The organism is Alginatibacterium sediminis (genome assembly GCF_003610775.1).
Classification (GTDB): domain Bacteria; phylum Pseudomonadota; class Gammaproteobacteria; order Enterobacterales; family Celerinatantimonadaceae; genus Alginatibacterium; species Alginatibacterium sediminis.
Genome location: NZ_RAQO01000011.1, coordinates 1 through 23,025 on the forward strand (window position 1 = coordinate 1; position 23,025 = coordinate 23,025).

The 23,025-nt window shown below is 43.2% G+C and carries 23 protein-coding genes and 4 tRNA genes; 8 read left to right on the forward strand and 19 right to left on the reverse strand.

Annotation, left to right across the window (positions count from 1 at the left end; all coding sequences use genetic code 11):
* Positions 1-17: 17 nt before the first annotated feature.
* From DBZ36_RS18560 to lolB, 13 genes are all read right to left on the reverse strand, one after another.
* Positions 18-92 (reverse strand) — tRNA-Gln (locus DBZ36_RS18560).
* A gap of 331 nt (positions 93-423) precedes the next feature.
* Positions 424-498 (reverse strand) — tRNA-Gln (locus DBZ36_RS18565).
* 4 nt (positions 499-502) lie between these two features.
* Positions 503-587, reverse strand: a tRNA-Leu gene (locus DBZ36_RS18570).
* Positions 588-624: 37 nt separating this feature from the next.
* Positions 625-701: transfer RNA gene (locus tag DBZ36_RS18575), tRNA-Met, on the reverse strand.
* 149 nt (positions 702-850) lie between these two features.
* Positions 851-1,621 carry an ABC transporter substrate-binding protein gene (locus DBZ36_RS18580; protein ID WP_120356487.1) on the reverse strand — a complete coding sequence of 257 codons (771 nt, stop codon included), beginning with the start codon at positions 1,619-1,621 and terminating at the stop codon, positions 851-853.
* 50 nt (positions 1,622-1,671) lie between these two features.
* A complete protein-coding gene (gene hisC, locus DBZ36_RS18585; RefSeq protein ID WP_120356488.1) occupies positions 1,672-2,784 on the reverse strand; it encodes a histidinol-phosphate transaminase in 1,113 nt (370 codons plus the stop codon).
* A gap of 252 nt (positions 2,785-3,036) precedes the next feature.
* The gene (locus DBZ36_RS18590; RefSeq protein ID WP_120356489.1) at positions 3,037-4,032 is read right to left on the reverse strand and encodes a LacI family DNA-binding transcriptional regulator; all 996 of its coding nucleotides are present in this window, start codon (positions 4,030-4,032) and stop codon (positions 3,037-3,039) included.
* A gap of 82 nt (positions 4,033-4,114) precedes the next feature.
* Entirely contained in the window at positions 4,115-5,206 is a 1,092-nt protein-coding gene (gene ychF, locus DBZ36_RS18595; RefSeq protein ID WP_120356490.1) for a redox-regulated ATPase YchF, read from the reverse strand.
* A gap of 17 nt (positions 5,207-5,223) precedes the next feature.
* Positions 5,224-5,814: an aminoacyl-tRNA hydrolase gene (gene pth / locus DBZ36_RS18600; RefSeq protein ID WP_120356491.1), complete on the reverse strand. Its 591-nt coding sequence runs from the start codon at positions 5,812-5,814 to the stop codon at positions 5,224-5,226.
* A gap of 19 nt (positions 5,815-5,833) precedes the next feature.
* On the reverse strand, positions 5,834-6,460 hold the full coding sequence (locus DBZ36_RS18605) for a 50S ribosomal protein L25/general stress protein Ctc (RefSeq protein WP_120356492.1): 627 nt from the start codon (positions 6,458-6,460) through the stop codon (positions 5,834-5,836).
* A 171-nt stretch (positions 6,461-6,631) separates the two neighbouring features.
* The gene (locus tag DBZ36_RS18610; protein WP_120356516.1) at positions 6,632-7,573 is read right to left on the reverse strand and encodes a ribose-phosphate pyrophosphokinase; all 942 of its coding nucleotides are present in this window, start codon (positions 7,571-7,573) and stop codon (positions 6,632-6,634) included.
* Positions 7,574-7,648: 75 nt separating this feature from the next.
* Positions 7,649-8,509 (reverse strand): 4-(cytidine 5'-diphospho)-2-C-methyl-D-erythritol kinase, encoded by an 861-nt coding sequence (ispE, locus tag DBZ36_RS18615; RefSeq protein WP_120356493.1) that lies wholly within the window; start codon positions 8,507-8,509, stop codon positions 7,649-7,651.
* Complete coding sequence (gene lolB / locus DBZ36_RS18620) at positions 8,499-9,086, reverse strand: lipoprotein insertase outer membrane protein LolB (RefSeq protein ID WP_120356494.1); 588 nt, start codon at positions 9,084-9,086, stop codon at positions 8,499-8,501. The genes ispE and lolB overlap by 11 nt, the downstream gene beginning before the upstream one ends.
* A gap of 137 nt (positions 9,087-9,223) precedes the next feature.
* On the opposite strand from lolB, the gene hemA reads away from it, so the two are divergent.
* From hemA to aceA, 7 genes are all read left to right on the forward strand, one after another.
* A complete protein-coding gene (gene hemA / locus DBZ36_RS18625) occupies positions 9,224-10,474 on the forward strand; it encodes a glutamyl-tRNA reductase (RefSeq protein ID WP_120356495.1) in 1,251 nt (416 codons plus the stop codon).
* Between the two features lie 45 nt (positions 10,475-10,519).
* On the forward strand, positions 10,520-11,611 hold the full coding sequence (prfA, locus tag DBZ36_RS18630; RefSeq protein WP_120356496.1) for a peptide chain release factor 1: 1,092 nt from the start codon (positions 10,520-10,522) through the stop codon (positions 11,609-11,611).
* Complete coding sequence (gene prmC, locus DBZ36_RS18635; RefSeq protein WP_233558185.1) at positions 11,601-12,464, forward strand: peptide chain release factor N(5)-glutamine methyltransferase; 864 nt, start codon at positions 11,601-11,603, stop codon at positions 12,462-12,464. The genes prfA and prmC overlap by 11 nt, the downstream gene beginning before the upstream one ends.
* 33 nt (positions 12,465-12,497) lie before the next feature.
* Positions 12,498-13,262 carry a SirB1 family protein gene (locus tag DBZ36_RS18640; RefSeq protein ID WP_158589147.1) on the forward strand — a complete coding sequence of 255 codons (765 nt, stop codon included), beginning with the start codon at positions 12,498-12,500 and terminating at the stop codon, positions 13,260-13,262.
* A gap of 43 nt (positions 13,263-13,305) precedes the next feature.
* On the forward strand, positions 13,306-14,163 hold the full coding sequence (kdsA, locus tag DBZ36_RS18645; RefSeq protein ID WP_120356498.1) for a 3-deoxy-8-phosphooctulonate synthase: 858 nt from the start codon (positions 13,306-13,308) through the stop codon (positions 14,161-14,163).
* A 143-nt stretch (positions 14,164-14,306) separates the two neighbouring features.
* Positions 14,307-15,152, forward strand: coding sequence for a lipoprotein NlpI (gene nlpI / locus DBZ36_RS18650; RefSeq protein WP_120356499.1), 846 nt, complete (start codon positions 14,307-14,309; stop codon positions 15,150-15,152).
* A gap of 796 nt (positions 15,153-15,948) precedes the next feature.
* On the forward strand, positions 15,949-17,256 hold the full coding sequence (aceA, locus tag DBZ36_RS18655; protein WP_120356500.1) for an isocitrate lyase: 1,308 nt from the start codon (positions 15,949-15,951) through the stop codon (positions 17,254-17,256).
* A 110-nt stretch (positions 17,257-17,366) separates the two neighbouring features.
* Here the strand turns inward: aceA and DBZ36_RS18660 are convergent, their stop codons facing one another.
* Positions 17,367-17,981 carry an acyl carrier protein phosphodiesterase gene (locus tag DBZ36_RS18660; protein ID WP_120356501.1) on the reverse strand — a complete coding sequence of 205 codons (615 nt, stop codon included), beginning with the start codon at positions 17,979-17,981 and terminating at the stop codon, positions 17,367-17,369.
* Between the two features lie 89 nt (positions 17,982-18,070).
* A complete protein-coding gene (locus DBZ36_RS18665; protein ID WP_120356502.1) occupies positions 18,071-19,456 on the reverse strand; it encodes an aminotransferase-like domain-containing protein in 1,386 nt (461 codons plus the stop codon).
* A gap of 109 nt (positions 19,457-19,565) precedes the next feature.
* Here DBZ36_RS18665 and DBZ36_RS18670 point away from each other — a divergent pair, with 109 nt between their 5' ends.
* Positions 19,566-20,165 carry a LysE family translocator gene (locus DBZ36_RS18670; RefSeq protein WP_120356503.1) on the forward strand — a complete coding sequence of 200 codons (600 nt, stop codon included), beginning with the start codon at positions 19,566-19,568 and terminating at the stop codon, positions 20,163-20,165.
* 10 nt (positions 20,166-20,175) lie between these two features.
* Here the strand turns inward: DBZ36_RS18670 and DBZ36_RS18675 are convergent, their stop codons facing one another.
* The 4 genes from DBZ36_RS18675 to DBZ36_RS18690 form a co-directional block, all read right to left on the reverse strand.
* Positions 20,176-20,484, reverse strand: a complete 309-nt coding sequence (locus DBZ36_RS18675; RefSeq protein ID WP_120356504.1) for a nitrogenase-stabilizing/protective protein NifW — start codon at positions 20,482-20,484, stop codon at positions 20,176-20,178.
* Positions 20,485-21,135, reverse strand: a complete 651-nt coding sequence (locus DBZ36_RS18680; protein WP_120356505.1) for a Qnr family pentapeptide repeat protein — start codon at positions 21,133-21,135, stop codon at positions 20,485-20,487.
* Positions 21,136-21,266: 131 nt separating this feature from the next.
* Complete coding sequence (locus DBZ36_RS18685; RefSeq protein ID WP_120356506.1) at positions 21,267-22,184, reverse strand: LysR family transcriptional regulator; 918 nt, start codon at positions 22,182-22,184, stop codon at positions 21,267-21,269.
* Positions 22,185-22,319: 135 nt separating this feature from the next.
* The gene (locus tag DBZ36_RS18690; RefSeq protein ID WP_120356507.1) at positions 22,320-22,991 is read right to left on the reverse strand and encodes a DedA family protein; all 672 of its coding nucleotides are present in this window, start codon (positions 22,989-22,991) and stop codon (positions 22,320-22,322) included.
* Positions 22,992-23,025: the final 34 nt, after the last annotated feature.

Genomic DNA, 23,025 nt, shown 5'->3' on the forward strand with positions numbered 1-23,025 from the left:
ACAACCAAGCAAAAGGTTGGCAGGGATAGCAGGATTTGAACCTACGAATGGCGGCATCAAAAGCCGCTGCCTTACCGCTTGGCGATATCCCTACACAATGCATCGTTTTACGAGAATGCTAACTCGTTGCCTTTTACTTCGAATGAAATCAAAGAAAAAGATTGTCAGGGATAGCAGAATTTGAATCTACGCCATAACGCGCATCAAAAAGTCTTTCCCATACTTATATTTTACAACCTAGCAAAAGGTCGGCAGGGATAGCAGGATTTGAAGCTACGACATAACGCGCATCAAAAAGTCTCTCCCATACTTATATTTTACAACCTAGCAAAAGGTTGGCAGGGATAGCAGGATTTGAACCTACGACATAACGCGCATCAAAAAGTCTCTCCCATACTTATATTTTACAACCTAGCAAAAGGTTGGCAGGGATAGCAGGATTTGAACCTACGAATGGCGGCATCAAAAGCCGCTGCCTTACCGCTTGGCGATATCCCTACAATGGTGCGGAAGGAGAGACTTGAACTCTCACGCCGTGAAGCACTGGAACCTAAATCCAGCGTGTCTACCAATTTCACCACTTCCGCATTGTACCCTTGAGTCTAGAAAACTAAACAAAAGAGTTGGTGGCTATGGCGGGACTTGAACCTGCGACCCCAGCATTATGAGTGCTGTGCTCTAACCAGCTGAGCTACATAGCCAACGCATCAACGCTTTGCGTCGTTGCGGCGCGTATTATGCGTATCTGCTTTGGGAGCGTCAACCGTTTTTTTGTGCATTACACGCTAAAAAAACGTGTTTGGCTACTTTCTAAACGCATCCTTGGCAAGAACGTAGATAAAGTAACAAACTATTCACCATAGATGTCAAAGCTGAAGTATTTATCGGCTATTTTTTGATAAGTGCCGTTAGCTCGTATATCAACAATAGCTTGATTAAACTTAGCCGCAAGCTCATTGTCGCGTTGACGGAGCGCTAGTGCAGTACCTTCGCCAATATAAGCCTTATCGGTCACCGGCTCACCCACGAATTCGAAGTTTTGGCCCATTTCTTTTTCAAGAAAGGCTAAAGCTAGTTGGTCAGAGTTTCCAAAGATCACATCTAATCGTTGCTGTGTGAGATCTGTGAATACTTCATCTTGCCCAGTATAGGTCTTGATCGTGGCAACATTTGCGAACTTGTCTCTCACATAGTTGTCGTGAATGGTACCGCGCTGCACACCAATCGTTAAACCTTTCAAGCTATTTTCATCGACGGTTGTTAATTGGCCCTTGGCAGAGACGAAGCGAGCTGGGGTTTGGTAATATTTATCGGTAAATAATACCTTCTTTTTACGGTCTTCAGTAATGCGCATTGAAGCCATAATTACATCGAACTTACGTGCTAATAAGCCTGGGATCAAACCGTCCCAATCTTGTGTAACCCACTCACACTCTAGTTTAGCTTGTTGGCATAGTGCGTCCGCGATTTCTATGTCAAAACCAACAGGGTTGCGGTTCTCATCCATGTAGTTAAATGGTGGATAGGTGAAATCTGAAGCTAATTTTACGTTTTGAGCGCTGCTGAAAGCGCTCAAACTTAGTAGTGAGGTAAGTATTAAAAGTTTGGACTTAATTCTCATAATAAACATTCCTTGTTGGTGTTAGAGGTTCGCTAATGGATAAACTTGTTTTAATTGCTTTGATTTTGGTTATATTTTTGAAAGGCCGCAATAACAGCGTCAAGCTCGTGCTGCTGCCCAATAGAAATGCGAATACAGTTGGCTAAACTCGGCTCGTGGCTTTGATTGCGTGCCACAATTTGCTGTTCTCGCAGAAAAGAAAAACAATGGTTAGGACTCGGCTGTTTGACTCGAACTAATACAAAGTTAGTGGACGAGGGGAAGACTTTCTCAACACAGGCTATGTTCGATAATTGATGCGAGAATTGGTCTCGGCGTCGATTTAGACAGTAGGTAGAATCTTGGACGGTACTCAAGTTTAAAGAACTTAGTGCCTGAATCGCTATCTGGGCGCTTGGATCGGGTATTGGATAGGGCGCGATTAGTTTACGCACGGTTTGCAATAGTATTGGGTTGGCTAACAAAAAGCCTACTCTAAGTGAAGCTAGGCCGAATGCCTTCGATAAGGTTCGAATCAACATAAGATTCGGGTAATTATTCAAAAGTTCCACAAACTCTTGCTGTGGACAAAACTCCAAATACGCTTCATCGACAACCACAAGGCAATGATCATGAGTGTGACTTAATAGGCGCTCTAGTTCGTGTTTTTCTATGGCATTGCCGCTTGGGTTATTAGGAGAACAGATAAAAATAATGCTGGAATTCTGGGCCTGGCTTATTAATGCATCAATGTCCCACGAGAAGCTGTTTTTCAACGGAATGTCATAGAGCTTGCTGTTATTCGCCTGAGCACAGAACTGATACATTCCGTAGCTTGGAGAGCTAATTACCACATGCTTACCATGAGCATGGCTATAGCAGCGAGTTAACAGTTCAATGGCTTCATCGGCACCGCGTGTAGCTAAACAGTATTCAGCCGGAAGCTTGGCGTAAGTTGCGTAAGTTTGGGCCAATTGGTCGGGTAAAAAATCCGGATATCGATTCAACTCGCTGGTGTGCAAATGCCCAAGAGGCGAATTGGCTAGTTCGTTGGCATTTAGCCAATAGCGTCCTTTACCACCAATGCGCCTTGCAGACTGATAAGCTTCTAGGTTTTGAATATAATCAGGTACAAGTTGTAATATTAGCGCATTGCTGGCCTTCAAAATATCGCTGCTTGTCAAACCAAATCCCTACATATGTTAGTTAAATTATAAAGGCTCGCGAGTATGAAAAGATGCCTTTAGGTCTAAATGATAGCGCTACCATTAAAGTGTAAAATGCTGTCATTGTAAAGTTCAATAATGATTTAAATTGGCACGTATTTGTAACAGCGGATAATCAGCGTTGTTAGATAAGCACCATCACAAAGCACTCAAATGGTGGGTAGTAATGGCATTGTGTTAATCAGACATACGCAACTGCTTAGTTCTTAACTAAGAGCTTTGGCCTTGGATCAAGCTTGCTGGCAGTTTATGCATTTGCGGCGCTTTGCCATTTAGCATATTGATAAGCTCGCTAACGGCTTGTTTACCTATCTGCTCTATGGGCACGGAAATACTGCTTAGTGATGGCTGAAGGTGAGCCGCAAATTCAGTGTTGCCAAATCCACAGATCCTAAGTTGATTGGGCAGTTGAATACCGAGTTCATTTGCCAGTTGAACAGCGCCAATTGCAGGTAAGTCGTTGGTAAAAAATATAGCATTGAAGTCATGTTGATTAGCCAGTAATTGTTTAAGAGCTGTCTTCCCTTGAGCTATGTCCGGTAGCAGTGGAAGCTCGTAACGCTGTGGAGGTGGCGCACCTAGTTCATTGCATCCTTGGGTAAAGCCTCGCCAGCGCCATTCGTCACGCTCATCATTGGCGCCGCAAAAAACGGCTTTTGGGTTTGGCCCTAGACACAAGTGTTTGGCGGCAATATAGCCAATTTCGTGATTTGAAAATCCAACGGCGCTGTTGATGGCGACACCAGAATCTGGATAGTCCCAAACTTCTACCACGGGGATAGCGGATTGAAGTAGTAACTTATGGGTTTTGGGGCTATGAAAAATGGTACTCAGTAAAATACCGTCTGGGCGACGGCCTAAGAGCTCAAGTAATAGTTGGAACTCTTGGTCGGGGTCATATTGAGTATCGGCAATAAGCAAATGTAGGCCGTGTTCTGCGAGCTTGGATTGCATGGCTGAAACCAAGCTTGCAAACAAAGGATTACTTAAGGCGGAGACTAAGGCAAGTACCATCTTGCTGGGTTGTCCTGCTAGCGCGCTAGCAGCTAGATTTGGTGAGAAGCCTAAATCGGCAATAGCCTTTGCCACTTTAGCCTGAGTTGTCGACCGGAGCTTTTCAGGTTGACGAAAATAGCGTGAAGCGGTAATGCGCGAAACCCCAGCGAGCTTAGCAACATCATCGAGAGTTGGTGTTTTATTTCGCATTCAATAAAAAAGCCCTGATAAGAATCAGAGCTTTTTAACATAAATCTGTGTTTTACGGTAGTCGTGCTTAGCTGTTTACAAATTAAACGTTAAACAAGAAGTGGATAACGTCACCATCTGCTACATGATAAGCCTTACCTTCTTGTCGCCATTTACCTGCTTCTTTAGCACCGCTTTCGCCGCGAAATTGTATGTAATCATCATAGGCGATGACTTCTGCTCGGATGAAGCCGCGTTCAAAGTCCGTGTGGATCACACCTGCAGCTTGTGGGGCGGTAGCGTCGATAGCGACAGTCCATGCTCGAACTTCTTTTACCCCTGCGGTAAAGTAAGTCTGTAGGTTTAATAGCTCATAGCCTGAGCGAATCACCCGATTCAAGCCAGGCTCTTCAATGCCCATATCTTGCATGAATTCGGCTTTATCTTCAGCTTCAAGTTCTGCAATTTCGCTTTCTATTTCGGCACATACCGCAACCACAACAGCATTTTCTTTGCTTGCGATATCTCTTACAGTGTCAAGAAATGGATTGTTCTCAAAGCCATCATCATTCACATTGGCAATATACATGGTAGGCTTTGCGGTAAGAAAGTTCATATAGCCAATCGCTGCAAATTCTTCCTTGCTTAAATCCAGACTACGAATCATTTCATCGGCTTCAAGATGGGCCAAAACTCTCGTGAGTACCGCTAGTTCGAATTTGGCTTCGCTATCACCACCTTTGGCGCGCTTACCAACTCGTATCATTGCTTTTTCACAAGTTTCCAAATCAGCTAAGGCTAGCTCGGTATTGATTGTATCAATGTCTTCAGCGGGATCTACTTTTCCACTCACGTGAACAATGTTGTCGTTTTCAAAACAACGAACCACATGACCAATGGCATCGGTTTCGCGGATGTTAGCTAAGAATTTGTTACCTAAGCCTTCACCTTTAGACGCTCCAGCAACCAAGCCAGCAATATCAACGAATTCCATGGTTGTCGGCAAGATACGCTGAGGATTCACGATTTCAGCAAGCGCATCAAGACGTAAATCTGGAACAGGAACAACACCAGTATTTGGTTCGATCGTACAAAATGGAAAGTTTGCTGCTTCAATGCCCGCTTGTGTCAAGGCGTTGAATAGTGTTGATTTTCCAACATTGGGTAAGCCCACAATGCCACATTTAAAACCCATAGTCTTACCCTTAAAGTTTAGATAGCTTTAAACGTATGCAGGCGATTCATCGCTTTACTCAGTGAATCTTGAAGCAGTAAGTCGAAACTTCGTGCTGCTTCATCAACGGCTGCATCGATAAGCTGTTGCTCTGCTTGAGGAGCTCTGCCCAGAACATAGCCGACAACTCGGTCTTTGTGTCCAGGGTGGCCTATGCCTATCCGCAAGCGATAAAAATTCTTGTCGTTACCTAGTTTGCTAATAATGTCGCGAAGTCCATTATGCCCGCCGTGCCCGCCACCTTGTTTAAAGCGAGCGACACCTGGAGATAAGTCGAGTTCATCATGTGCGACCATTATTTCTTCTGGTGCAATTTGATAAAACTTAGCTAAGGCACTAACTGACTTGCCACTTAGATTCATATAGGTTGTTGGGATTAGAAGTCGAACTTCATTAGACCCCATTTGAATGCGCGCACACTGACCAAAAAATTTTGATTCGGTTTTGAGGGGGGTGTTGTGTAGCCGAGCTAACTCACTAACTAGCCAAGCACCTGCATTGTGTCGCGTGTTTTGATATTCAGGGCCTGGATTTGCCAGGCCCACAAGTAAGCGAATAGAAGACGCCACTTTTATTTAATAACCGAAGTTATTCGGCGTCAGCTTCAGGAGCACTTGCATCAGCTTCTGAATCGTCAACACCTTTAGGAGTATTAATCACGAAGATAGCTTGGTCGTGATCGTCGCCTTTTGACAATTCTAGCGATACAACGCCTGCAGGTAGTTTAACATCTGATAGGTGTAGAGCGCTGTCTAACAGTGCTGCAGATACGTCAACTTCGATGAATTCAGGCAAGTCTTTTGGAAGACAGCTGATTACGATGTCAGTTGCTAGGTGATGAGGTTTACCACCGTTTTTAACTGCTTCAGCAGAATCTTCGTTGATGAAATGCAAAGGTACATTAGTTTGAATTTCAACTGATGCATCAACACGTAGGAAGTCAAGGTGGTTTACCTTAGGCTTGAACGCGTGACGTTGCATATCTTTCAACAATACTTGAGTGTCTTCACCAGCGATGTTTAGAGTGATGATGCTTGAGTAAAAGGCTTCAGCTTCAGTAGCTTTAATAACCGATTTGTGCTCAAGAGTAATAGATACAGGTTCTTTACCGGCACCATATACGATCGCAGGAACTTTATCCGTGTGACGTAGGCGGCGGCTCGCACCTTTCCCTAAATCGGTACGGACTTCTGCGTTCAATGTAAAATCTGACATTTTGTTTCTCCAAAAAAAGAATATCCCGGTTTCTTGCGACCAAAAATCGGGTTGTATGCTTGAAAGCCTAATCTTAGATTTTCAAGGCGCGGCATTCTACCATCGACTGGTACGACTGCCAATAAAAAACGCCGCTAAAAGCGGCGTTTTTTAATCGAGAGCTGTTTGGGCTTAGAACATTGCCGAAATAGACTCTTCGTTGCTAACGCGACGTATTGCCTCAGCTAGCATAGGAGCTAGTGATAGCATGCGTACTTTTTCTACTTTTTGCATGTCTGCACTCAATGGAATTGAGTCGGTGACGATGACTTCGTCAAGTAGCGAGTTAGTAATATTATGCGGTGCATTACCAGAAAATACAGGGTGCGTAGCGTAAGCAAACACGCGTTTTGCACCTTTCTCTTTTAACGCAGCAGCTGCCTGACAAAGCGTACCACCCGTGTCGATCATGTCATCAACCATGATGCAATCACGGCCATCAACATCACCAATAATATTCATCACTTGGGCAACATTTGCACGAGGACGACGTTTATCGATAATTGCTAGGTCACTATCGTTAAGCATTTTTGCAACGGCGCGAGCACGAACAACACCACCGATATCAGGAGATACAACTACCGGACGCTCTAGATTCTTGTCGAGCATGTCTTGCAGCAACACCGGACTACCAAAAGCGTTATCAACAGGCACGTCGAAGAAACCTTGGATTTGTTCTGCGTGTAAATCTACCGTAAGAACGCGGTCAACACCTACGCTAGATAGGAAATCCGCTACAACTTTTGCTGTAATTGGAACCCTAGCGCTGCGTGGGCGGCGATCTTGGCGAGCATATCCAAAGTAAGGGATAACGGCAGTGATACGTCCAGCGGAAGCGCGGCGTAGAGCATCAACCATAACGATAAGTTCCATCAAGTTATCGTTTGTTGGAGCACAAGTGGATTGGAGGACGAATACATCGCCACCACGTACGTTTTCGTTGATCTGTACGCAAATTTCACCGTCACTAAAACGATCAACAAGAATATCGCCTAGATTAGTGTATAGGCGGTCCGCAATACGTTGAGCGAGTTCAGGTGTTGCATTACCAGCGAAGAGCTTCATGTCAGGCACGTTCGAAACCTCAGTTAGAGTCGATTCAAATTCGGGGTTTAGCATTGCGTTCACTTCCTTGATTACGCAGTTGCCTCACGAAAGGCTTAAGGTCAACTGATGGTGCAAGGGGCTTATGTTCGAAGCTTTTGCAACAAAACTTGTCCACGTTGCTGGTAGCTTTTCCATTACCTGCAGCGCCGACGCCTGGTCTTTAAATTCTGCAAAGACACATGCACCGGTTCCAGTCATTCGAGATGGCGCATATTCTAGCAACCAGTATAAAGCCTGTGCAACCTCGGGATGCGTTTTGAGGACAAATTCTTCACAATCATTGCCCCAAGTGCTTGATTTTAGTTTTTCCCAGCTTCTTTTAGGTGTATCCCGCTTAAGATCTTTGGCGCCAAAAACAGCAGCAGTGGCGACATGGACCTTTGGTGCTACCACCAAATACCAGGGTGTTTTCAGCTTTACCTTTTCTAATTTGTCTCCGACGCCTTGTGCAAATGCGGCAAAACCGTGTACGAAAATTGGTATATCAGCTCCTAAGCTCAATCCCAATTTCGCGAGTTCATCGAGACTCAAGTTGCCCCGCCATAGACGATTGAGAACCACAAGACAAGTGGCGGCATTTGAACTACCACCGCCTAAACCTCCTCCCATAGGTAGCTGTTTGTCTAAATGGATGGTGACACCTTGATTCAAACCTAGCTTGCGTTGCAAAAGGCGAGCGGCCTTAACACAAAGGTTGTCACTATTGGCCACACCTTCAATAGCGGGTTCAACTATAATTTTGTCGTCTTTGCGTGCTTCAAAACGTAATCGGTCGCCAAACTCAAGAAATTGGAAAAGCGTTTGTAGCTCATGGTAACCATCACTGCGTTGACCATTTATGTATAGGAAAAGATTTAGTTTTGCCGGAGCGATCCATTCGATGTCATTTAAGTTAGTCGTCATTTATTTGCCACTGGTTGATCCGAATTTTTAACTGACCTTTGGGAGTTTCAACGTTGATTTGCCGAGGAAGAATGAGCTCGCCAACTTGCATATAGCTAGGGTAAGCAATGAGCCATTGTTGAGCACTGACAAATTCAGAGACTCGGTTTTGGTCGTTTAGTAGGTATTGTTCTGTATCCGGTAGTCCAATTAACCAACGCGGTAAATCAGCTAGTGGCACTGACCAACCGGTCATTTGCTGGAGCTGTAGTTCGGGGTCGTTAGCTCCGCTGTAGCGTTGTTCGCCAGCTTTAATTTCAAGGTTTCCTGGACTAAATTCTAGACTCAAGGCTTCAGCGCCGAGGGGACCAAGTAATTGCATTGCAAGTTGCTCACCTTGTTGTGTCCAGACCATATTGGCACTTTGACGCTTATCTGCTTCTATTACGGCTACTTTTCCCCTAAGTTGCCATTGATTTAATGTTTCCAATTGTTGTTGATGGTTTTTCCAGACACTTACTGCGTCCGTTGGCTTTGGCTGTTGGCTACAAGCAGCAAGCATTAAGCTAAGTAAAACAACAACCCATGAAAAGCGCATGTTTGTTCCAAGTTCTGTTTGAGGTCTGGAGCTATTTATAACAAGACCACGCGATAGGGTGAAGTTCTTTTATTTAGGCGCGCTATCCCTTACAATTCGCGACTAGTCTTCTAATGATTCGAAATAGCTAAGTTTTTATGAGTTTGTTGGCCCTTGGGCTTAATCACAAAACGGCACCAGTTGCGATACGCGAAAGTGTTGCTTTTGATCCCGAGCAAGTACAACAAGCGCTGCTTGAGGGCGCGCGCACCCTAAATTCAGAGCTAGTCATTGTTTCAACCTGTAATCGTACAGAATTATACCTAAGTGCAGTTAATTTAGATAAAGAAACTGTATTGCAATGGTTGTGTCAGCACAAAAATATTGAGCTAGATTCACTGCGTCCAAGTTTATATATCTATGAAGATCAGCAAGCCGTTGAACATTTAATGCGTGTTTCTGCTGGATTAGACTCATTAATCCTTGGTGAGCCACAAATTTTAGGGCAAGTGAAACAATCGTTTGCCGAAGCAAAAGAAGCGGGAGCGGTTAGTTCTGTACTTGAGCGCTGGTTTCAGCATTCATTTACTGCTGCGAAACGGATTCGAACTGAAACAGAGATTGGCGTAAACGCTGTTTCAGTTGCATTTGCGGCAGTGAGCTTGGCAAAAAGCATCTTTGCCGATTTAAGTCAGTCAAAAGTATTACTTGTTGGCGCTGGTGAAACCATAGAATTAGTGGCTAAGCATCTGTTTGATCAAGGAGTGACTCAGATGATTGTAGCCAATCGCACGGTGGCAAGAGCGAAACCTTTAGCGGACGCCTTTGGGGCGCAAATGATTGCACTTAATGCCATACCCGATCATTTAGCCAGTGCTGATATTGTAATTAGTTCAACAGCGAGTCCTTTGCCAATTATTGGTAAAGGTATGGTGGAAACAGCATTAAAAGCACGTCGTTATCGACCGATGTTCTTTGTTGATATTGCCGTGCCTCGTGATATAGAAGCGCAAGTTGATAGTTTAAATGATGCCTACCTTTATACCGTAGATGACCTGCAAGGCATTGTTGAGCAAAATTTAGAATCTAGAGCAATTGCAGCAAAAGAGGCGCAATCGATTGTCATCGAACAAGCAGAAGAATTTTGTGCTTGGCAGCGCTCCTTAGTATCGGTTGCGACCGTCAAAGATTACCGAAGTGATAGTGAGCAAATTCGCGATGAGGCCGTTGATAAGGCTATTGAAGCTTTAAACAACGGCAAAGACCCGCAAGACGTCGTTCATGAGTTGGCGTTTAAGTTAACTAATCGATTAATCCATGCGCCTACCCTGGCCATTAATCGTGCCGGAAGAGATGGACGTATTGATGAACTTGCGGTTATTCGCGATGTCATTGGCTTACGCAAGTAATATAAATTGTTAGCTACACGTGTGGCTAGCCTACAGAGAGTATTCATGAAAGCATCAATTATTACCAAATTAGAAACACTGCAAGAGCGCTACCAAGAGGTGCAAGTCTTGTTGGGTGAACCTGAAATTATAAGTGACCAAAATAAATTTCGGGGTCTGACTAAAGAATACTCTCAACTTGAAGAAATTGTACAATGCTTTGAACGCTATCAGGGTGCCGCTGAAGACATGGAATCAGCGAAAGAAATGCTCGCAGATGATGATGCCGAAATGCGCGAGATGGCAGCATTAGAAATTGACAGCGCAAAAGCTTCTATTAAGTTACTCAGTGAAGAGCTTCAGCTTTTACTTTTACCTCGAGACCCAAATGATTCGCGAAGTGTTTTCTTAGAAATTCGCGCTGGAGCAGGTGGGGATGAAGCGGCTATTTTTGCCGGTGATCTATATCGTATGTATACTCGATATAGTGAAAAACAAGGTTGGAGAAACTCCATTGTTACCAGCAATGACGGTGAACATGGAGGCTACAAAGAGGTAATTGTTAAGATTGATGGCGAGGACGTTTATCGCTTGATGAAGTTCGAATCTGGCGGTCACCGAGTACAGCGGGTACCAGAAACCGAATCTCAAGGTCGAATTCATACCTCGGCATGCACAGTTGCAGTATTGCCCGAGATACCAGAGGCTGAGCAAATCAAAATCAATACAGCGGACCTAAAAGTGGATACCTTCCGTGCTTCTGGAGCTGGTGGGCAGCACGTCAACAAAACTGACTCTGCTATCCGATTGACTCACTTACCTAGTGGCCTAGTTGTTGAGTGTCAAGAAGAGCGTTCGCAACATAAGAACCGAGCCAAAGCGATGTCGGTACTTGCTGCACGTCTACAAGCCGCAGAGGACGAGCGTCGTCGTTCTGAAGAAAATTCGATGCGTCGTGAATTAGTCGCAAGTGGCGATCGAAGCGAACGAATTAGAACTTATAACTACCCACAAGGTCGTGTTTCAGACCATCGTATCAATTTAACGCTTTATAGATTAGCTGATGTAATGGAAGGCGATCTTAATGCGTTGCTAGAGCCGATTTTGCAAGAATATCAAGCGGATCAACTTGCAGCGCTTGCCGAAAGTGAAAGCTAATCTGAACATTGAACAAGCCTTAGCATTTGGTGAAAATCAGCTTGCAGATCTGGCAAGTGAACTGATCAGTCCCAGAGTTGATGTTCGTCATTTGTTGTGTTCTTGTTTAGAAGTAGAGCGAAGTTATCTCATGACTTGGCCCGAGAAGCTATTGAGCCCGCAGCAAACTACGCGTTTTGAGTCTATGTTAAAACGAAGACTCAATGGCGAACCCGTGGCATATATTGTTGGCCATCAAGGATTTTGGGATTTAGATTTATTGGTGAGCAGCCATACACTCATTCCACGCGCTGATACCGAAATATTGGTAGAACTTGCGCTTGAACTGGGTTCACAAGCTCAGCAAATACTCGATCTAGGAACCGGAACCGGTGCCATCGCCCTAGCGCTTGCTAAAGAGTTACCAAATGCTAAAGTTCTCGGCTTAGACTTTTTTGTAGAAGTAATAACACTAGCCAATGCCAATGCCAATCGTAATCAAATCTCTAATGTTGAGTTTCATCAAAGTGATTGGTTTAGTATCTTAAGTTCAAAAGATCACGACCGTTTTGACTTAATTGTGAGTAATCCTCCATATATAGATGCTGATGATCCGCATTTGTCTCAAGGTGACGTTCGTTTTGAGCCAACTTCAGCTCTAAGTGCAGCTGACCAGGGTTATGCAGATTTACAGCTTATTATTGAACGCTCGCGGCTGTTCTTAAAGCCCGGAGCATGGCTTTTGTTAGAGCATGGCTTCCAGCAAAGCGAGCAAGTTGCAGAGCGGATGCAATTTGCAGGCTTTAAAAATGTAAGCAATCACTTGGACTTCGGTGGAAATCCCCGAGTCACAGTTGGACAATTCATAGATTAGAATTAACGCTTAATGGCGTTAAGAGGATACACATTGTTATTTAGAGTTTTAGGCTTCACTGAAGAGATAACCGGCGAAGGGTATCTGTTGGTTCGTAAGCAACTTCACCATCTATGGTTGAACTGGAAAAAAAACAACATTGTTGCTGATGAAGAAGAGCTGCGCTTTGAACAGTTGGTTGAAATGTTTTATACCGAATTTGGATTTAGTGGTAATTGGCAAGACTATTTCAACAGCGATAATCTGTTATTACCTAAAGTAATGGATAGTCATAGTGGAAACTCAACAGCACTAGCGATACTTTTTATCTATTTTGCGCGTAAGTTTGACCTCGATATAGACCCGATTAGCTTCCCTAGCCAACTCATTTTACTGGTTGATTCTCCGAAGGGTGGATTTTATTTTGACCCCTTTACTGGAAAAGTGGTGAGTAAAGCTGAGCTGGAGCTCAAGCTTAGAGGTATCAAAGGGAACCTAACGGTATTAGAGCCCAAGTATCTAGAAGCAATTAGTAGCAAACAATTTGTAAAGCGTTGGCTGATGGAGATTAAAGCAGGCTTTATCCGCGAAGAGAACTTTGAGTCAGCACTTAAAGTTTGCGCAGTATTATTGAAGCTTAAACCCGGCGATCCAGATGAAGTTCGTGATCGCGGATTTATCTATCAACAGCTCGAATGCTTTAATATGGCCATTTCGGATTACGAGTACTTTATTGACCAACGACCTGATGATCCTTTGTCAAAAATACTTAAACATCAAATTACAGAGCTCGACTCACAGGCTTTGACACTTCATTAATCAAATTTAAGCTGTTTCACAGTTTATAAATGCGGAGAAACATATGACTTTATCTCGCACCATCAATGTTAAAAATATTCCTGTTTCAAACGAAAAGCCTTTTACCTTGTTTGCAGGAATGAATGTGCTTGAGTCTCGTGATATGGCAATGTCTATTGCCGAGCATTACGTAAAAGTGACTGAGAAGCTCGGTATTCCTTATGTTTTTAAAGCCTCGTTTGATAAAGCTAATCGCTCTTCAATACATTCGTATCGTGGCCCAGGCCTTGAGCAAGGCTTGCGAATTTTTGAAGAAATAAAGCAAACATTCAACTGCCCGATCATCACCGATATTCATGAAATTGAACAAGCACAGCCGGTAGCTGAAGTGGTTGATGTTATTCAGTTGCCTGCTTTCCTGGCCCGACAAACTGACTTGGTTAAAGCAATGGCTGATACTGGAGCGGTTATCAATATCAAGAAACCACAATTTTTAAGCCCTAGCCAAATGGGAAATATTGTAGATAAATTCAAAGAGTGTGGAAATGACCAACTAATTTTGTGTGAACGTGGTTCTAATTTTGGTTATGACAATCTAGTTGTCGACATGCTCGGTATAGGGATCATGAAGCGAGTAAGTTCCGGCTTACCGGTGATTTTTGATGTGACTCATGCTTTGCAATGCAGAGATGTTGGAGGCGCAGCTTCTGGGGGGCGCAGAGGGCAGGTTACAGAACTTGCTAAAGCTGGAATGGCAACTGGGCTTGCTGGACTATTTTTGGAATCGCACCCTGATCCAGACAACGCTTTATGTGATGGCCCAAGCGCATTACCGCTTCATCAACTCGAACCTTTCCTTGCACAGATGAAGTTAATCGATGACCTAATTAAACAACTGCCCGAGCTAAATACAGAAAGCTAGTCGTTGTTTGTCATGTTGAAATAAGGCCGTAGCGTGATAGCAAATGTTATCACTAGCTAGTTAATTAGGCGAAGTCCTGCTAGGGTTGACAGTTATGTCGTTGAGTGGCACTGACGATCGACTCATCAAAATGGAATACGAATTTGAAAACCAGATTTTTAGCTATTGGACTTTGCCTATTCGGTTTAGTCGCATGTACCTCTCCAAAATCAGTCGCTCCAACGTTAGTGTTAGCCACTCCGGAGCAAGTTAGCTACGAAACAGAAGTTGCTCTGGCCAAGCTCGGACAAATGTTAAGCAGTGGGGAGTATGAGCAAGAGAACGTGGCTCAACTATATTACGAACGCGGCCTGGTATTTGACCGCGCAGGTTTACGTTCGCTTGCGCGCTTTGACTTTGCAAGAGCTTTGCAAGTACAGCCAACATTTGCACCTGCTTACAATTTCATGGGTCTATATGCCACTTTAGAAAGCAATTTTGATGAAGCATACGAGTCATTCGACTCGGCCATTGAATTGCAACCCGACTACGCTTTCTCATATTTTTATAGAGCGTTGGCTTTGTATTATGCAGAAAAAACCGAGCTCGCGATTAAAGATATGGAATATTACTATGAAGAGAACCCTCAGGACCCTTATCGGGTTCTATGGCGTTACATAGTCTTGAGTCAACAAGATAGCGAATTGGCGCTATCGAGCTTAAGGGATGACCTTGAGGGCCGGGACAGCAACGAATGGGCTTGGTATTTAGTTGCAAATTATGCGGGTCAAGTTAGTGACAATGAGCTTTTACAATCGGCTCTTAATTCTGAGCAAAACAATAGAGAGCTGGCAGAACGATTGTGTGAAGCTTATTTCTACATGGCCAAGTCGGCACAGCAGCGTGGGGATATAGCCCTAGCACGTGCATATTACAAGCTAAGTCTAGCCAACAATATATTTGATTTCGTAGAGCACCGTTTCGCATTATTTGAACTAGATCGAATATAGTACAAGCGCTTTAATACCCACCAAATAAATATCTCATTCATGTAAACCCTCTAAACATGAATGAGATACATATCACATAATTAACAATTCTCTATTTGTATATCCTAAATTGCTGCTCTGATCTCTGAGTTTTGGTTTTGTTGTTATTTCTCCTACTCGCTTGTAGACCTCAACTTGGTTCAGTTTTTTATCCTCATTCAGTCTTTTATTGACCATTTCTTGTTCATTGAACTCGCGTACGAATTTCTATTCCTATCTATTTAATTCAATAGCTTATATTTATACAACTGTTTTAAACGCTAGGGCTGCAAGAATGGCTTCCGTTAACGTAAGCGATAGGGTTGTGTTTAACGTAATATACGCATACGTAAGCCTTGTTCTTTTTATTCGTAATTAAACTACCAACTCATACTTTGGGCTTGGACGGAATGTTGTCGAATTGTTTGGTTTTTGGAGTAAAAGCTTTAAAAATTAGTTTCAAAATGAAAAGTGCGATGATATAAAAAACATGAACTTAAGAGGTGTTGGCTGTTGTTGGTTACTTAAGTGGCAAGAAGACTACTATATTACCAACGATATTTCTGACAAGAGTAAAGTAGATAATTGTGAAATCCCTGTTACAAATGTCTGATTCTTGAAAGTTTTAAGCGGTATCTTACTAAGATTCATTTTAATAAATATAGCTGACCAAAGCCTAACTCGCCCACGAAATCAATAATTATAAGAGTGGGTTGTGAGTTTGAAACGACCGTTTTAAAACATGTGTTTAGCAAGCATGCAATGGAAGGAATGGACCATGAGCTTAACTAGAGAACAACAAATCCAAGCTTTAAAGAAGGACTGGCAAGAGAATCCGCGTTGGAAAGGTGTAAAAAGAACTTATACTGCGGAAGAAGTTGTAAACCTAAGGGGTTCAGTTGTTCCAGAAAATACAATAGCTCGCCGTGGTGCCGAGAGACTTTGGTCTTTAATTAATGGACAAGCCAAAAAAGGATATGTGAATTGTTTAGGCGCACTCACAGGTGGTCAAGCAGTTCAACAAGCAAAAGCCGGTATAGAAGCTATTTACTTGTCAGGCTGGCAAGTTGCGGCCGACAATAACTCGGCAGCTAGCATGTATCCGGATCAAAGCCTGTACCCAGTAGACTCAGTTCCAAAAGTGGTAGAGCGTATTAACAACTCGTTTAAGCGTGCAGACCAAATACAGTGGTCAAATGGCCTGTCCCCTGAAAATGGCGGTATTGATTACTATTTGCCTATTGTTGCCGATGCTGAAGCCGGTTTTGGCGGGGTTCTTAATGCCTTCGAACTTATGAAGTCTATGATTAACGCCGGAGCTGCTGGGGTTCACTTTGAAGACCAACTAGCGTCGGTTAAAAAATGTGGCCATATGGGTGGCAAGGTTCTTGTACCAACCCAAGAAGCAGTCCAAAAACTAACTGCAGCCCGTTTTGCTGCAGACGTAGCAGGCGTTCCAACACTAGTGATTGCCCGTACAGATGCAAACGCCGCGGACTTATTGACCTCAGATGTAGATGAGTACGATGCTGAATTTACAACGGGTGAGCGCACAGCTGAAGGTTTTTACAAAGTAAGAGCCGGTATTGACCAAGCAATCTCTCGCGGATTGGCTTACAGCGAATATGCAGACATGGTTTGGTGCGAAACGGCTAAGCCAGATCTGGATGAAGCTCGTCAATTTGCTGAAGCAATTCACGCTAAGTTTCCTGGTAAGTTGCTTGCCTACAATTGCTCTCCAAGCTTCAATTGGAAGAAAAACTTAGATGACGCCACCATTGCGCGTTTTCAACAAGAGCTAAGTGATATGGGCTACAAATACCAGTTCATTACTCTCGCTGGTATTCACAACATGTGGTACCACATGTTCGAGCTTTCCCATAAATATGCACAAGGTGAAGGCATGAAGCATTACGTGGATATGGTACAAGCAAAAGAGTTTGAAGCGGCTGATCGTGGTTACACTTTTGTAGCTCATCAACAAGAAGTTGGTACGGGTTATTTTGACCACGTGACAAATGTCATTCAAGGTGGCAATTCATCGGTAACAGCACTGACCGGTTCAACAGAAGAAGAACAGTTTTAGACGCTACGTTCCTATTGTTTAAGCAATAAAAAGATCAGAACCATCTGACAAGGTCCTACATTTATGCAGCTCTTAACTAATTGTTTTGAGCTGTTTTTTGTTGGGTGTCTTTAAACTTTTCCTTGAGCTTGTTGATGAGCCACCCAATCAATGCACTGTTGAAGCAACCAAGGATACTGTTCGAGAAACACAGCTTCGAAATGTTCATGTTCAGGTACGAGCACATCATCATAAATTAGTTCTAAAGCGACCGGTCGTTTAAGCCGAGTACCAATGTTTTTAAGTGCATGCCGAGTGACCCCGGTGTTTTTATAACTCAATAACCAATTGTGGTGCTGCATCGAACTAAGTACTTGCGGTAGGCGAACCGGTAAGTTGTCAATGTGATTAAGTTCCTGATTCAGCTTAAGGTAATAACTTTGGATTGTTTGATCTAATGGCTCTGCATTGAATAGTGCCCAATGCTTGCAAAGTAAATGATCAAAATAGAGGTCAATTACAATACCAGCATAGCGCCTCTGACCTTGAGTAAACTTATTCATCAATTGAATATCGATTAACTGTTTATCTATCGTTTTGTCGATGTATCGGTGCAACTTGATACCGAATACCTGATCATCGCTAAACTGTTGCCAACGTTCTGCCTTTACAAAATCTCCAAGTAGAGCCCCTGATATCGAAGTCTGCGTGCGTTGGGCTAAGTGAAAATGTGCTAAATAATTCAAATGATGACCTTATGCCTATAAGTCAAAACACTATAGCTGCTGAGATGAACAGGCCAAAGCGATTTTTGTTAGATGAAATGACGCTCTAGCTACATCAATTCGAATTTTGTTTCGGGGGGCGATAGAAGCAACTCTTGGATAATTGATAGAGCCGTCTCTAACTCCACATTGCTTTTCACTTGCCCTAAAGATAAACGTACATTATTTGGTATTGATTTTCGATTAATACAAAAATGTTCCGCATCTGCTACTTCAACACCTTTGAGCTTCGCTTGAGCTGCAAAGCTATGGCTGGTCCACATATCGGGTAATCGCAGCCAAACGTGAAGGCTGCCGTCATGATAGTGATAGTCAAAGGGTTTTAGAATATGCCGCAATAGCTGTGCGCGTTGTTGAAGTAGCTCGCGTTGTTGTTTAAGTGCTTGGTCTGCATATCCGCGCGTAATCCACTGCATGGCGAGGTCAACTAACATAGGGCTAGTATTCCAAGCGCTAGCACGAATAGCTGATTTAAAGCTTTCTATCATTGAGGCAGGGCAATGTAAAAACCCAAAGCGTAAACCTTTGAGCGCTCCTTTAGAGAATCCATTTAAATGAATAACACTGTCGGGGTCAAGATTAATAAAACTAGTAGGGCGTTTCGCCGGAAGCAAACCGCATACGTCGTCTTCAATGATGGTCACTTTATGTTGTTGGCACAGCTCAAGGATTTGTTGTCTGCGGGTTAATGGCATAACCGCAGTTGTCGGGTTTTGCAAGGTTGGCGTTAGATAGATTGCTCGACAATGGTGCTTCTCAAGCTGAGTTTGTAAGTCATAAGGGCAAAGACCATCTTCATCTAAGCGCACTGGATATAAGCGTATATTTAACTGTTTGGCTAAAGTGATCAGTCCAGGGTAGACCTGCGCTTCGCACAACAATGATTCTCCAACTAAATCTAAGGCATATATGGAAAGGTTTAAGCCGTGCTGTACACCGTAGCTAAAGAAAAGATGCTCTTCCTGCATGTTGATTCCATGATTTAGCATCCATTGGCATAGGGTTTTCCTTGCTTGCAACGGACTTTGGCTAAAGTCGTCATCAAGTAGTTCTTCGAGGTAATCGTCTTGATCAAGGTAGCTGGAAAACAAGGTTTGTAGTTTGGGGGCTCGCTGCATATCGACAGCAGTGTTTTGCCACAGGCCTAAATGTTGTTGATCCGGTCTTTTCTCACCCCAGTAGTGACTACGCGCTTGTATGGATTTTACATAACTACCACTTCCGGTTCTTGTCTCTACTAGACCTTGTTGATGGGCCAACGCATAGGCTCGGGTAACAGTACCAACCGTTATTTCAAGGTGCTCAGCCAACCGACGTTGGGTTGGTAGTTTGTCACCAGGTTTGAGTAATCCTGCTTCAATATGACTCCGAATTTGAAAGGCTATTTGCTCAGATTTGAGCCCGGTGTCGTTTAGCTTGCTCCAAATTGTCATCATCACAATAAACCTTTTGACTCTCAATAAGCTTCATAATAGCGTGGATTGTACGAGTTAAACAAGAATTTGTAGCGATTTTGCTAAATTGTATCGATACAATGGAGTGGTTATGGAACTTAAGATATTTTTAGCAATGATCGTGTTCGCCTTTGCAATGGCAGGTAGCCCAGGACCGAATAATGTACTACTGACTTTTTCAGGTGCTAATTTTGGGTATAAACGCAGCCTGCCGCAGTTAATTGGGATTGTCCTTGGAATTGCTTCGATGATTTTGCTGATGGGAGCAGGGTTAAGTTGGGTATTTCAGTCCTATCCACTGATGCAATGGGGATTGAAAATATGCGGCAGCTTTTATTTAGCTTATCTGGCCTATCGCATACTCAAACAAAGTCAGACTCATTCATCTAAACGGCAGCAACAACGTCCCATGTTATTTCGTGAGTCTTTTATATTTCAGTACTTAAATCCGAAAGCGTGGTTAATGACATCTTCGGCGGTTGCAAGTTTCTCGATACCGGGTGAACAATATTGGATTTCAATTGCAAGCTTAGTATTGGCATTTGCGATTGTTAATCCTATTACAGGAAGTATCTGGCTTAGTTTTGGCCATTTTATAGCTTCTTTTCTTAGCCAACCTAAGACCATGCGCTACTTTAATGTAGGGATGTCTAGCTTAACTTTGGCCTGTGTTGCACTGCTTTGGATGTGAAACTAAATACTTATCGCCGCTCACAAGAGGTACATCCACGGCAAGCTTGGCGACCAGTTTGTAAATTTGTATTTGTTCGCTGGATACGACAATACGCGTTTTTTAAAGCTCGGCGGCATGAAAACCAGTCGTCAGCTTTACTCAATATTAGATACCCGTTAAATCTGCGCATGAGTTGCTGCTGATGCGCTTCGACAAACGAGCGGTCAGCATCAATTTCCAAATAGGCTAATACCTCAGTCATATTTTCTAGCTGAGCTATATGTTCGAGTGTGCTTGGTTTGTGTTTGGCTAAACTGCCATGCGAAACATGAGTCATTTAGTAGACTATAATACCGAGCTGATTTAGCAATTGTTCTTGTTGCCAGTCACTAATGCGCACGCCGTTAAGATTAACGTGCCGTATATTTAGCCCCTCTAGGTCGACGCGGCATAAATTGCAGTTTTCCATCTGAAACTGTCCCCATTGATCTTTAGAAAACTCACCACTACTAAGATCCGAGCCTTTTAAGGAAGCGCCACTTAAATTGGCACCATTCCAACGATTTTCAAATAGTTCACAGTTTTCTAATACTTGACGCTCAAGATTGGCGTAGTTGAGATTACAGCCGGTAATGTAGGCAGAGCAAAAGTACGAGCGATGAGAGATTAGATTGCTAAAGCTAGCTCGACCAAAGTTTGCTCCTTGAAGATTACAGCTTCGTAATTCGATACCAAAGCAATGCGCGCCAGCGAAATTGGCCAGACTCATATTACAATCTTGAAAACTAGCATCATTAAGTTTAGTAAACTCAAAGCTACAACCATGTTCAGAACCAGGCTCGATAAACGTGCAGTTTATAAATTTCGAATCTATTAAATTGGCACGCGAGAAGTCACACTCGAAGAACTTACAATTTTCGAATCGCTGCGAACTCAGGTCTTGCTCGGTAAAATCTTGCTTAACATAACTATTGTTGCTGCTTGGCATCGTTGTACTTATCCTTTTTTTGCCAATTTTACCTAAATCGAGTGCTTACTTAGCTGCTTAAGATCAAGCGTTCTTCTAAGTAATATAATGATAAAACCGCTGATTTAGTGACAGCTCAGATCCTGAGAAGCTTACTCGACGCTATCAAAGTAGTTCTGAAGCGCTTGGTGAATCAATTGGTTTAGTGGATTGCCACGTTTCGACTGCAAATACCCACCATTAACTTGTACCTGACGTTTATCTTTGGGTCCAGGGGGGAGCGGGTAGCTCGAGATTCCCTCACTCATGTTCGCAATGAACTTGCTACCAAAGAAAATCGCATCGGAGTGTTTGAGTTTATTGATTAAGACCCGAGTACTATGGGTCGCTAAGGATATTTTAGCTTCGTAACCTTTTGATGCATAAAGATCGCCAACTATAGAGCGTTTAGAATTAACGCCACTGACGATAATACGAGTCAGTGGTAGTTTGTGTATCGCCTCCCAATCACTGGTTTGACTCAGAACCGGATGGTTTTCTCGTGCAACTAAATATAGCTTGAGGTCAGTGAGTTTATGCTGATAGATTTCCTGAGGAAGCGTGTAGGCTTCAAAGTGAACCATGTAGTCTATTTTGCCATTTAGCATTTCAGAAAGTGAGTTTTCTTGCCAATGGATGATTCTAAAATCAGCTTTAGGTAACCGCTCTCTTAGTACGCTAAATATGCCATCACCATATTGGTCTAAAAAGAAAACATTTAGCGCGATAGTAATTTGGCCTTCAAAACGCTCAGGTCTAAAGTTTTGGTACGATTCTACAACCTTAGCTAAAGGGTCGAGCATTTCGGCAACGGCTTCAGCTAGTTTTTCAGCAAGCTCGGAAGGCTCTAGGCCATGGGCTTTTCGAATAAATAGTTGATCGTCGAAGGTTTCTCTAAGTTTAGTGAGCCCTCGGCTTACGCTGGTTTGAGAAATACCCAGCTTTTCTGCCGCCGCATGGGTATTGCGAGTTTCGACAACAGCTTGCAGTAATTTCAACAAATTAAGGTCTAAATCGTGTAAATCTTTCATCCAGCATTCCTAGCAAAACCCATAATGGCGAAAGGAACCGATATCGTTCAATCGCAATTGAGTGGCTAGAGTAAGCTAAGACGGCGTCGAGATAAAATCCTATTAGAAAATTAGGCCATAATTCTGAACAACAGACTAAAACTGAGTTGATTGTTTAACAGTTTTAAGCGCTAGATTACGCTTGATAACACGGGTCACTAAAGCCAGAAAAGCGACTAGCATTAATGCCAAGCTTATAAGTACAAACCATTTGGTAATACCTTCTTGGTATTGAGATATATATGGATGTCGCATAAGCCACTTACCCGTCAACAATAAGCTAACCACCCAAATAATTGAGCTGGACAAACTAATCACAAGGGTGCGCCAAAAACTAAGCTGAGCAACCCCCATTAACATGGGTGTCAGCACTCTCACAAACGGAATAAATCGAGATACAAACAGCGATAAAAAGCCATACTTGTCGAGTAAATGTTTGGCCTTGGGCAAAGAGTCGTCAGGTAGTGTTGTTTCTATCTTACGCATAAAACTAGTATTGTGTAGCCATCGTCCTTGAAAATAAGCAAACACGCTTCCAAGAAAGGCGCTAAAAGAAAGCGCAATGACCGCCGCTTGTAAATCTAGCGCTCCAATACCTACTAGGCCACCAACAAAAAGAACCAAACCATCGCCAGGTAATGGCAAAAATACCAGGCTCGACTCCACCAACAGTACGATTGCCAGTAGCAGTAATAGAACTTGCAACGAACTAAGCGCTAATAAAGCATCAAAGTCTTGTTGCCAGATGGCGATAAAAATTTCTTGCAAAACAAACTCCTCAGTAAATCCACGATGGGCTAAA

Bases quoted from the DNA above. Each gene is read 5' to 3' on its own strand.
- DBZ36_RS18590 (WP_120356489.1), bottom strand. From the start codon at position 4,032: ATGCGAAATAAAACACCAACTCTCGATGATGTTGCTAAGCTCGCTGGG.
- aceA (WP_120356500.1), top strand. From the start codon at position 15,949: ATGAGCTTAACTAGAGAACAACAAATCCAAGCTTTAAAGAAGGACTGG.
- DBZ36_RS18605 (WP_120356492.1), bottom strand. From the start codon at position 6,460: ATGTCAGATTTTACATTGAACGCAGAAGTCCGTACCGATTTAGGGAAA.
- hemA (WP_120356495.1), top strand. From the start codon at position 9,224: ATGAGTTTGTTGGCCCTTGGGCTTAATCACAAAACGGCACCAGTTGCG.
- kdsA (WP_120356498.1), top strand. From the start codon at position 13,306: ATGACTTTATCTCGCACCATCAATGTTAAAAATATTCCTGTTTCAAAC.
- DBZ36_RS18675 (WP_120356504.1), bottom strand. From the start codon at position 20,484: ATGACTCATGTTTCGCATGGCAGTTTAGCCAAACACAAACCAAGCACA.
- DBZ36_RS18685 (WP_120356506.1), bottom strand. From the start codon at position 22,184: ATGAAAGATTTACACGATTTAGACCTTAATTTGTTGAAATTACTGCAA.
- ispE (WP_120356493.1), bottom strand. From the start codon at position 8,509: ATGACGACTAACTTAAATGACATCGAATGGATCGCTCCGGCAAAACTA.
- ychF (WP_120356490.1), bottom strand. From the start codon at position 5,206: ATGGGTTTTAAATGTGGCATTGTGGGCTTACCCAATGTTGGAAAATCA.
- DBZ36_RS18580 (WP_120356487.1), bottom strand. From the start codon at position 1,621: ATGAGAATTAAGTCCAAACTTTTAATACTTACCTCACTACTAAGTTTG.
- DBZ36_RS18665 (WP_120356502.1), bottom strand. From the start codon at position 19,456: ATGATGACAATTTGGAGCAAGCTAAACGACACCGGGCTCAAATCTGAG.
- DBZ36_RS18680 (WP_120356505.1), bottom strand. From the start codon at position 21,135: ATGCCAAGCAGCAACAATAGTTATGTTAAGCAAGATTTTACCGAGCAA.
- lolB (WP_120356494.1), bottom strand. From the start codon at position 9,086: ATGCGCTTTTCATGGGTTGTTGTTTTACTTAGCTTAATGCTTGCTGCT.
- DBZ36_RS18670 (WP_120356503.1), top strand. From the start codon at position 19,566: ATGGAACTTAAGATATTTTTAGCAATGATCGTGTTCGCCTTTGCAATG.
- prfA (WP_120356496.1), top strand. From the start codon at position 10,520: ATGAAAGCATCAATTATTACCAAATTAGAAACACTGCAAGAGCGCTAC.